General features: G+C 66.0%; 8 protein-coding genes and 2 pseudogenes. 5 read left to right on the plus strand and 5 right to left on the minus strand.

Annotated features, from left to right (window positions below; translation table 11 throughout):
• Window positions 1-107 precede the first annotated feature (107 nt).
• The 3 genes from HUU96_RS06420 to HUU96_RS06430 are packed head-to-tail and all read left to right on the plus strand — an operon-like array spanning window position 108 to window position 2032.
• The gene (locus HUU96_RS06420; protein ID WP_174292009.1) at window positions 108-818 is read left to right on the plus strand and encodes an SDR family NAD(P)-dependent oxidoreductase; all 711 of its coding nucleotides are present in this window, start codon (window positions 108-110) and stop codon (window positions 816-818) included.
• Window positions 808-1743, plus strand: coding sequence for a 50S ribosomal protein L11 methyltransferase (locus tag HUU96_RS06425; protein WP_174292010.1), 936 nt, complete (start codon window positions 808-810; stop codon window positions 1741-1743). The genes HUU96_RS06420 and HUU96_RS06425 overlap by 11 nt, the downstream gene beginning before the upstream one ends.
• A 46-nt stretch (window positions 1744-1789) precedes the next feature.
• Window positions 1790-2032: a hypothetical protein gene (locus HUU96_RS06430; protein WP_174292011.1), complete on the plus strand. Its 243-nt coding sequence runs from the start codon at window positions 1790-1792 to the stop codon at window positions 2030-2032.
• 114 nt (window positions 2033-2146) lie between these two features.
• Here HUU96_RS06430 and HUU96_RS06435 read toward each other — a convergent pair.
• The 3 genes and pseudogenes from HUU96_RS06435 to uvrA all read right to left on the minus strand — a co-directional run.
• A pseudogene (locus HUU96_RS06435) lies at window positions 2147-2983 on the minus strand (DNA-methyltransferase); the annotation flags it as partial.
• A gap of 198 nt (window positions 2984-3181) precedes the next feature.
• Window positions 3182-3853 carry a hypothetical protein gene (locus tag HUU96_RS06440; protein WP_217430277.1) on the minus strand — a complete coding sequence of 224 codons (672 nt, stop codon included), beginning with the start codon at window positions 3851-3853 and terminating at the stop codon, window positions 3182-3184.
• A 37-nt stretch (window positions 3854-3890) separates the two neighbouring features.
• Window positions 3891-6806, minus strand: coding sequence for an excinuclease ABC subunit UvrA (uvrA, locus tag HUU96_RS06445; RefSeq protein ID WP_174292013.1), 2916 nt, complete (start codon window positions 6804-6806; stop codon window positions 3891-3893).
• A 138-nt stretch (window positions 6807-6944) separates the two neighbouring features.
• Between uvrA and HUU96_RS06450 the strand changes: the two genes are divergently transcribed.
• Window positions 6945-8096: a DNA cytosine methyltransferase gene (locus tag HUU96_RS06450; RefSeq protein ID WP_217430278.1), complete on the plus strand. Its 1152-nt coding sequence runs from the start codon at window positions 6945-6947 to the stop codon at window positions 8094-8096.
• A gap of 10 nt (window positions 8097-8106) precedes the next feature.
• Window positions 8107-8718 (plus strand): GIY-YIG nuclease family protein, encoded by a 612-nt coding sequence (locus HUU96_RS06455; RefSeq protein ID WP_217430279.1) that lies wholly within the window; start codon window positions 8107-8109, stop codon window positions 8716-8718.
• 6 nt (window positions 8719-8724) lie between these two features.
• Here HUU96_RS06455 and HUU96_RS06460 read toward each other — a convergent pair whose 3' ends face one another.
• Together HUU96_RS06460 and HUU96_RS14950 are read right to left on the minus strand one after the other, a co-directional pair.
• The gene (locus HUU96_RS06460) at window positions 8725-8886 is read right to left on the minus strand and encodes a hypothetical protein (RefSeq protein WP_174292014.1); all 162 of its coding nucleotides are present in this window, start codon (window positions 8884-8886) and stop codon (window positions 8725-8727) included.
• A 50-nt stretch (window positions 8887-8936) separates the two neighbouring features.
• A pseudogene (locus HUU96_RS14950) lies at window positions 8937-9213 on the minus strand (hypothetical protein); the annotation flags it as partial.

A 9213-nucleotide genomic window follows, 5' to 3' on the forward strand; every position in this document is an offset into this window, starting at 1 on the left:
CGGCCAGGGGCGCGCAGCGCCGTCTGACGACGCGGCTTTGCCGCGGCGGCCATGTCCTGCCACCCTACGGTTTCCCAATCGACACCGGCGGCGCTAAGCTCCCCGGCATGACCACCGTCCTTCTGACCGGCTCCTCGCGCGGCATCGGCACCGCGAGCCAGGCCGCGCTGGCTGACGCCGGTGCCACCGTGATCGGCCACGCCACCACCGCCAAGACCGCCGACGCCATCGCCGCCGACTTCGCCGTCCCCGCCGCCGCCCCTGCGCTGTGGCGGGCCGCACTCGACCGGGCGGACGGCGCGGTCGACGTGCTGGTAAACAATGCCGGCGTGTTCGAGGTCAATCCGCTCGATTGCGACGACGACGCCTGGCTCGCCGGCTGGGAACGGACGATGCAGGTCAACCTGACCGCCGCCGCGCAGCTCTGCCGCCTCGCCGTGCGCCACTGGCAGGAGAGGGGGACGGGCGGCCGCATCGTCAACGTCGCCAGCCGCGCCGCTTATCGCGGCGACAGCCCGGCGCACTGGCACTATGCCGCGTCCAAGGCGGGGATGGTGGCGATGACCAAGACCATCGCCCGAGGCTATGCGGCCGAGGGCATCCTCGCCTTTGCGGTGTGCCCCGGCTTCACCATGACCGGCATGGCCGAGGATTACCTCGCCAGCCGCGGCGGCGACAAGCTGCTCGCCGACATCCCGCTCGGCCGCGTCGCCAACCCCGCCGAAGTGGCGAGCGTCGTGCGCTACCTGGCGCTCGATGCCCCCGCGTCGATGACCGGCGCGGTCGTCGACATTAACGGCGCAAGCTATGTCCGCTGACGAGCCGCAGGCCTGGAAGCTGACCTTGCCCTGCACCCGCGACGAAGCGGAGGCGATCGCCCTCGCCGATCTCGATCTGCCGGCCGTGCTGATGACCAGCGAGGTCGATGAGGCTGCGGCGCAGTGGCGGCTCGACGCCTATTTCGACGGCGAGCCAGACCCCGCCACGGTGGCAGCGATCCGCGAGCTGGCGGCGAGCGGCGGCTGGAGCAGCGCTCAACCCTCCCCGATCCCCGAGCAGGACTGGGTGACGCTGAGCCAGGCCGGGCTCGAACCGATCCGCGAGGGCCGCTTTGTCGTCCACACCGCCGCCCACCCGGTCGACGCCGCGCCGAACGTCAGGAGGTTCCGGATCGAGGCGGGGCAGGCGTTCGGCACCGGTCATCACCAGACGACGGCGGGCTGCCTGGCGATGCTCGACGGGCTCGCCGACGCCCGCTTCGCCAACATCGTCGACCTCGGCACCGGCACCGGCCTGCTCGCCTTTGCGGCGCGGCATCTGTGGCCCGGCGCGGCGGTGCTGGCGACCGACATCGACCCGATCGCGGTCGCCGTCACCCGCGAGAATGCAGAGGCCAACGCGGTGCCCGGCGTCGACCTCCTCGTCGCCGACGGCGCGCGGAACGCCGCGATCATCACCCGCGTGCCCTTCGACCTGATCGTCGCCAACATCCTTGCCGGGCCGCTGATCGCCATGGCGGCGGAGATCGCCGCGATCGCCGCGCCGGGCGCGCAGCTGGTGCTCGCCGGGCTGCTGACCCGGCAGGCCGACGAGGTGACACAGGCCTATGCGGCGCAGGGGTTCGCCCTCGCCGCCAGCGACGTGCGCGGCGACTGGACGATCCTCCGCCTCGTCGCCGGAGCGGGCCGGGCGAGCGGCGATGCTCCTGCGGGCGACCGCGCCGGCTGGGCGAGCGACCGCTGAACCGCCGCCGCGCCTCGTGCGTTGGCCGGCAAAGAGGAGAAGCGTCATGGAGATCGTCAAGCTGCCGGTCGGCGAGCCCGCGCCCAAGGACAGCGACTGCATCGGCATCGAGGAGCAGGCGGACGGCCGCTTCACCTATACCGGCTCGCTGCTGGCGGGCGAGGAGTCGATCGCGATCGTCGACCCGGTGCTGTGCCCGACCCGCGAGGCAGCGGAGGAGCAGGGCACAAGCTGGGCGGCAGGCTGCGACGTGCAGCGGCTGTATGTTTCGACAACGCTGCTGGGGTAGGTTGGTGGTTGTGTAGGTGTGTGCGCCGGAGCGGCTACGTCTGATCGCCGTCATGCCATAGCCTCACCCCGCCTCCCATTTAACGCTGCGTCATCCGGCGATGACAAGCCAAGATCAGAGCAGCTGTTCGACCGACTCTGATCGGGCGTGATGCTTTCGTACTGGCCTATCATTCCCGTTAGGCTTGTGGACACTTGCGCGGAACCGATCGACAGAGGCACCATGTCGCGCCAGAAACCATCGTTCGTGATTACAAAGGTAAGTCTTGCGCAACTCCGGGTCGCGTAGGTCGAGCGGTACCCGCTCCATCCTGGGATCGATACTGTCAAACCCAAGAAATGGTTCTTCGAGCCGAGCCCTAGACATAGCGACATAGCTGGCCTCCGTCTCGAATCCTAGAAAGCTGCGATTGGTCTGCTGGCACACCCGTGCCGTCGTCCCGCTACCGGAGAACGGATCGATGACAACGTCGCCGGCATCTGATGAAGCAAGCACCATGCGCTCCACTAAGCCCTCCGGCTTCTGCGTCGGATGGTTCTGCCGATTGCTGTTGCAATAGTGGACATGAGAGAATTCCCAAACGTCGCCAGGATTGGCCCCTCGCATATTGTTGCGAGCTCGGTAATACTTTTGCGGTATACGAATATCATCTAGATTGAATTTGTAGCTTGTCGATTTGTTGAGCATTAGAACGTCGTCGTGACGTGAAGAGAAGCCAATCTTGCGACCCATGCCTTGAGTATAATGCCAGCATATCCAGCTATTAAGCTGCATACCAAGCTCGTCCTGCAGCAGCAAGTAGATCAACGATATCAATCTGATACCCATGAAGACATAGATGGTGCCGCTAGGTTTAAGCACCCGCACGCTCTCCGTAAGCCACGCGCGGGAAAATGCGGCGTAACTCTCCGCTGATAAGGTATCATTGGAAGACAAGAAGTCTTTGCCAAGATTGAAAGGGGGTCAGCGATAATCAAGTCAACGGAGTTATCGCCGATCTTTGATAAGCCTGTGACGGCGTCGATATGCTCAATGCGTTGATCACTCATCGAGTTTAATCCAGCCGCATCGTCTCGCCATCCTGTACCAATCCTCGATAGTCTTCCTCGTGGACCGCAAGTATTTACGGTCAAGCAGTTGGCAAAATTCCTAGGTTGAGCGAGCTTCGGATGAAACATAGTGGATGTCGCGGATTTGAATCTGCCCAGTTCCCAATGCGGGATTATAGGTCAGATCGGATGTCCCCACATATTTGAGATCGTACGCGTTATGACCAACGACCTCCATGACCCCGTCCATTAGAAACGTCTCGTCGTTGCGCCGTGAGTAGACGCGATGCTTGAGGGACAGAATGATGAACATGTAATCCGGATCGATCACATATGCCGATCTGATGCGATTGAATGAAGTAATGTTGGGTGACTTGCCGCTGTTTTCGATATCTTCCGCTGTAGCTTTGACGTCTACCTCGGCGGTGACGCTGCCGTTGCGCGATGCCGTTCGCCTGAATTGCAGAATGACGTCGGCCATGTGCAGACGCTCGCGCGTCTCGACGTTCACGAGATGGTATGGCGACCCGGTACGTTTCAACTCGTCGAAGAAGGTTTCGAAAGCCCAGGCCTCCACGAACGGTCCGGCGATCTTGTTAATGTTCTCCATCGGCAGACCAAGCCTAAGATTGGTGTTGATGAAGATCTTATTGCGTCCTGATGCGATGGACGCTGCAACGATTGCCTCTAATGTTTCGGTCACTTCCTTCGAGCAGGCGGCATAATCTGCGGACTCGATTGGAACCTTGAAGTCAAAGTCGGTGTAATTCATCGTCGCCTCATCGTTTGGCTGACCTTGTCGGGTCGCGTCACTCCGCCGCCATCCTCTCCACCCCCGCCGCCTTCCGCCCCAACAACGGCGCCAGATACCGCCCCGTAAAGCTCGCCGCCACCTTGGCGACCGCTTCCGGCACCCCCTCCGCGACGATCTCGCCGCCCTTGACGCCGCCCTCCGGCCCCAGGTCGATCACCCAGTCCGCCGTCTTGATGACGTCGAGGTTGTGTTCGATCACCACCACCGTGTTGCCCTGCTCGACCAGCGCGTGGAGCACCTCCAGCAGCTTCCTGACGTCCTCGAAATGCAGCCCGGTGGTCGGCTCGTCGAGGATGTACAGCGTCTGGCCGGTCGCGCGGCGCGCCAGTTCCTTGGCAAGCTTCACCCGCTGCGCCTCGCCGCCCGACAGCGTCGTCGCCTGCTGGCCGACCTTGACGTAGCCCAGCCCGACCTCCGCCAGCATCGCCATGCGATCGCGGATCGGCGGCACCGCCTTGAAGAACTCGGCGGCGTCCTCGACGGTCATGTCGAGCACGTCGGCGATCGACTTGCCCTTGAACTTCACCTCCAGCGTCTCGCGGTTGTAGCGCGCGCCGTGGCAGACGTCGCAGGTGACGTAGACGTCGGGCAGGAAGTGCATCTCGATCTTGAGGACGCCGTCGCCCTGGCACGCCTCGCAGCGGCCGCCCTTGACGTTGAAGCTGAACCGCCCGGGCTTGTAGCCGCGCGCCAGGCTCTCGGGCAGGCCGGCGAACCAGTCGCGAATCTGGGTGAACGCGCCGGTGTACGTCGCCGGGTTCGAGCGCGGCGTGCGGCCGATCGGCGACTGGTCGATGTCGATCACCTTGTCGAGATGCTGCAGCCCGACGATCTTCTCGTGCTTGCCGGCCAGCATGCGCGCGCCGTTGAGGGTGCGGCTGGCGGCGGCGAACAGCGTGTCGATGGTGAAGCTCGACTTGCCCGACCCCGACACGCCGGTGATGCAGCAGAAGGTGCCGAGCGGGATCGACGCGGTGACGCCCTTGAGGTTGTTGGCGGTCGCGTTGTGGACGGTCAGCTTCTTGCCGTTGCCGCGGCGGCGCTTGGCCGGGACGGGGACCTCGCGGGTGCCGTTAAGATAGTCGGCGGTCACCGACCCCTCGGTCGCCAGCACCTGCGCCAGCGTCCCCTGCGCGACCACCGCGCCGCCATGGACGCCGGCGCCCGGCCCCATGTCGATGACATAGTCGGCGGTGCGGATCGCGTCCTCGTCATGCTCGACCACCAGCACGGTGTTGCCGAGATCGCGCAGCCGCCGCAGCGTCGCGAGCAGCATGTCGTTGTCGCGCTGGTGCAGCCCGATCGACGGCTCGTCGAGGACGTAGAGCACCCCCGACAGGCCGCTGCCGATCTGACTGGCGAGGCGGATTCGCTGCGATTCGCCGCCCGACAGCGTGCCGCTGGTGCGGTCGAGGTTGAGATAGTCGAGCCCGACATTGTTGAGGAAGCCCAGCCGCTCGACGATCTCCTTGAGGATGCGCTCGGCGATCGCGTTCTGCTGGTCGCCAAGGTGGTTGGGCAAGTCGGTGAAGAACGCCAGCGCGTCGACCACCGACAGATGGGTGGCATAGCTGATGTCGCGCATCGCCACCTTGACCGCCAGCGCCTCGGGCTTCAGCCGCGCGCCGCCGCACACCTCGCACGGGCGGCTCGACTGGTACTTGCCCAGCTCCTCCTTCATCCACGCGCTCTCGGTCTGGAGCAGGCGGCGGTTGAGGTTGCCGATCACGCCCTCAAACGGCTTGTTGACGTCGTAGCTCTTCTTGCCGTCGATGAAGGTCAGCGTCACCGGCTTACCGCGGGTGCCGTGGAGGATGACGCGCTGCACCTCCGGGGTCAGCTCGCCCCACGGCGTATCGAGCTTGAAGTCGTAGGCGCGCGCCAGGCTGCCCAGCACCTGCATGTAATAGGGGCTGGGCGGGTTGGACTTGGCCCACGGCACCACTGCGCCCTTCTTGATCGACAGGTCGTGGTTGGGGACGACCATGTCCTCGTCGAAGATCAGCTTCTCGCCCAGCCCGTCGCACGCCGGGCACGCGCCCTGGGGGGCGTTGAAGCTGAACAGCCGCGGCTCGATCTCGGCAATGGTGAAGCCCGACACCGGGCAGGCGAAGCGCTCGCTGAACACGATGCGCCCCGCCGGCGCGTGGTCGCCCAGCACCTCCGACTTGGCGGTGTGCAGTTCCACCGGCTCTAGGGGGTCGACATAGGCGAGGCCGTCGGCGAGCTTGAGCGCGGTCTCGAAACTGTCGGCGAGGCGCGTGGCGATGTCGCCGCCGATCACGAGGCGATCGACCACCACCTCCAGGTCGTGCTTAAACTTCTTGTCGAGCGCCGGCGCGTCGTCGATCTCGAACAGCTCGCCGTCGACGCGGACGCGGGTGAAGCCGGCGCGCTGCCACTCGGCCAGCTCTTTGCGATACTCGCCCTTGCGGCCGCGCACGACCGGGGCGAGCAGGTACAGCCGCGTCCCCTCGGGCAGGCTCATCACCCGGTCGACCATCTGGCTCACTTGCTGGGCGGCGATCGGCAGGCCGGTGGTCGGCGAATAGGGGATGCCGACCCGCGCCCACAGCAGGCGCATATAGTCGTAGATCTCGGTGACCGTCGCCACCGTGCTGCGCGGGTTGCGGCTGGTGGTCTTCTGCTCGATGCTGATGGCGGGGGACAGTCCCTCGATATGGTCGACGTCGGGCTTCTGCATCAGCTCCAGGAATTGACGCGCATAAGCCGACAGCGACTCGACATAGCGGCGCTGCCCCTCGGCATAGATGGTGTCGAAGGCGAGGCTCGACTTGCCCGAGCCGCTGAGGCCGGTGATGACGGTCAGCGTGTCGCGCGGGATATCGATATCGACATCCTTGAGGTTGTGCTCGCGCGCGCCGCGCACCGATATCGTGGTAAGGGACATAGGTTGGACTGTTCCAGCTTTGTTCTTGCGCGACAAGCCCCTGTCGGGCATGTTTACGGGCGGTGGCAACATGGGCCGCCGGGGCCGCCGCGACAAGCAAGTTGCATTGCGAGTTGCAGGAAGGGGACCGATCGACGCATGGTTGCCGCGATGGATGCCAAGCCGGGATTCTACGAGTTCTTCGCCGGCGGCGGCATGGCTCGGGCCGGGCTGGGTGACAGGTGGGAATGCCTGTTTGCCAACGACATCGACCCGAAGAAGGGCGCGGCCTATGCCGCCAATTGGGGGGCGGCGGCGCTTCATGTCGGTGACGTGGTCCGCGTCGCGGCCGACCAGCTGCCGGGACGGGCCGATCTGGTCTGGGCGTCGTTCCCCTGCCAGGATCTGTCGCTGGCGGGAGCAGGCGCGGGGCTGGCGGGCGAGCGGTCCGGCGTGTTCTGGCCGTTCTGGCGGCTGATGACCGCGCTTGCCGACACCGGCCGCAAGCCGCGCGCGATCGTGCTGGAGAATGTCTGCGGCCTCATCACCTCGCATGGTGGCGCGGATTTCGCGGCATTATGCAGGGCGGTCGCTGCGGCCGGCTATGGCGTCGGCGCGCTGGTGGTCGACGCGCAGCTGTTCGTGCCGCAATCGCGACCACGATTATTTGCTATCGCTACCGACCTCGACGAGTCTGCACCCGCATCGACCAGCGCCTATGCGGTCGACCAATGGCATCCCATGCGGCTGCGGCAGGCGCAGGCTGCGCTGCCCGAGCAGATTCGTCGTCACTGGCGCTGGTACGCGCCAGCCGCTCCCGTCCCACGGACCATCGGCCTGATCGATGTCGTCGAGGAGCGGCCGGCCGACGTCGCCTGGCACGACGCCGCCACGACGGCGCGGCTGCTGGCGATGATGAGCCCGGTCAACCGCATGAAGGTCGACGCGATGGCGGCGAGCTCCGGCAGCGCGGTCGGCACCGTCTACAAGCGCACCCGCATCGAGCAGGGCCGCAAGGTGCAGCGTGCCGAGGTGCGCTTCGACATGGCCGGCTGCCTGCGCACCCCGGCGGGCGGGTCGAGCCGGCAGACGATCATCACCGTCGAGGGCGGCCGGGTGCGCTCGCGGCTGATGTCGGCGCGGGAGACGGCACGGCTGATGGGGCTTGGCGACGACTATCGCCTGCCTAGCCGCTATTCGGAGGCGTACCACCTGACCGGCGACGGCGTCGCGGTGCCGGTGGTGAGGCACCTCGCGCGGACGATCCTGGAGCCGATGCTGATGCGGCGGTCGGCGTCGGTGCCGGTCTAAGGCGGGCGGCATGGCGATGCCCGGCACCGGCGGCTTCCGATCGGCGGCGATCACCTATCGGGAGAGAGCGGTCGCTGATCTGGAGCGCCGCACCGGCGTCTATGCACTCTGCGATCTCGACCAAATGCCGATCTATATCGGCCAGTCGGTCGACGGCATCCAGAACCGGGTGCGGCGTCACCTCACCTCCGCGCGGTCGGACATCATCGCCAACCGGCAGGTGGACGTCTGGGAGATCGCCTGGGTGATGGCGTGGCCTGCCAGCCCGGCGATCATCCCTGCGCTGGAGGCGGCTCTATACCATCACTGCAACGCTCGATCGCCGTTGATGAACGGCAGCGTGCCGATCCTGCCCGCCGATCCACCGCCAAGGGTAGCACCTGAGCAGATCGTGCAGGTGATGTCCGACGAGGAGATCGCGCGACGGCTCCAGGCTTCCGCGCGGCTGCCGCGGCAGATCGAGCATTACGGGCGGCTGGTCGACCACTATCTCAACGTCAAGAGCTCGGCCGAACTGCGCATGTCGATGGAGGCGCATTTCGATCGGCTGGCGCGCTACCACCATGGCTTCCTGGAGCAGGCCGGCTCCGCCCCGCGCGGATCGGAGGACGCACGGGACTGAGCCGCCTCAGTCGCCGTGGAGCAGCGACGACTTGCGTGGGATGGTCTCCCCCTGCGGCTGGTCCTTGTCGAGGCGGTCGCTGGGGCGGCGGGCGTCGCCCTGCTGCTGGTGCTCCGTCGACAGGTTGGGGTGATCGGTCTCGGTGGTGGGCTTGATCGGGTCGGACATGGGAGGCTCCTTCGAAAAGAGCCAACGGTCGCGGCTGACCGGCGTTCCCGTCAGTGCAGCGGCCGGCCGGACTCGCGCCACTGCGGCAGGATCGTCGAGGCCGGGGGCAGGTGGTCGTCGACGGGCGGGGCGACCGCCGCCGTGCTGCTGCCGCGCACTAAAGGCGGCATCGCCGGCGGGAGCGCCAACGGAAGCAAGCCGGAAATGATTTGATCCAACCAAGCTAGCGGGATCGACGACGATGGCTCAACTTCTGGCGCTGGCTGCAGGGCCTGCCTCTCAGCCAACATGCCCTCGCAGCCAACACGACCAACGTGTGTGTTCCAC

Source organism: Sphingomonas bacterium (assembly GCF_903644135.1).
Lineage (GTDB): Bacteria > Pseudomonadota > Alphaproteobacteria > Sphingomonadales > Sphingomonadaceae > Sphingomonas.

Excerpts from the sequence above, each read along its gene's own strand:
- HUU96_RS06420 (WP_174292009.1), top strand. The coding sequence starts at position 108 with ATGACCACCGTCCTTCTGACCGGCTCCTCGCGCGGCATCGGCACCGCG.
- HUU96_RS06425 (WP_174292010.1), top strand. The coding sequence starts at position 808 with ATGTCCGCTGACGAGCCGCAGGCCTGGAAGCTGACCTTGCCCTGCACC.
- HUU96_RS06430 (WP_174292011.1), top strand. The coding sequence starts at position 1,790 with ATGGAGATCGTCAAGCTGCCGGTCGGCGAGCCCGCGCCCAAGGACAGC.
- HUU96_RS06440 (WP_217430277.1), bottom strand. The coding sequence starts at position 3,853 with ATGAATTACACCGACTTTGACTTCAAGGTTCCAATCGAGTCCGCAGAT.
- uvrA (WP_174292013.1), bottom strand. The coding sequence starts at position 6,806 with ATGTCCCTTACCACGATATCGGTGCGCGGCGCGCGCGAGCACAACCTC.
- HUU96_RS06450 (WP_217430278.1), top strand. The coding sequence starts at position 6,945 with ATGGTTGCCGCGATGGATGCCAAGCCGGGATTCTACGAGTTCTTCGCC.
- HUU96_RS06455 (WP_217430279.1), top strand. The coding sequence starts at position 8,107 with ATGGCGATGCCCGGCACCGGCGGCTTCCGATCGGCGGCGATCACCTAT.
- HUU96_RS06460 (WP_174292014.1), bottom strand. The coding sequence starts at position 8,886 with ATGTCCGACCCGATCAAGCCCACCACCGAGACCGATCACCCCAACCTG.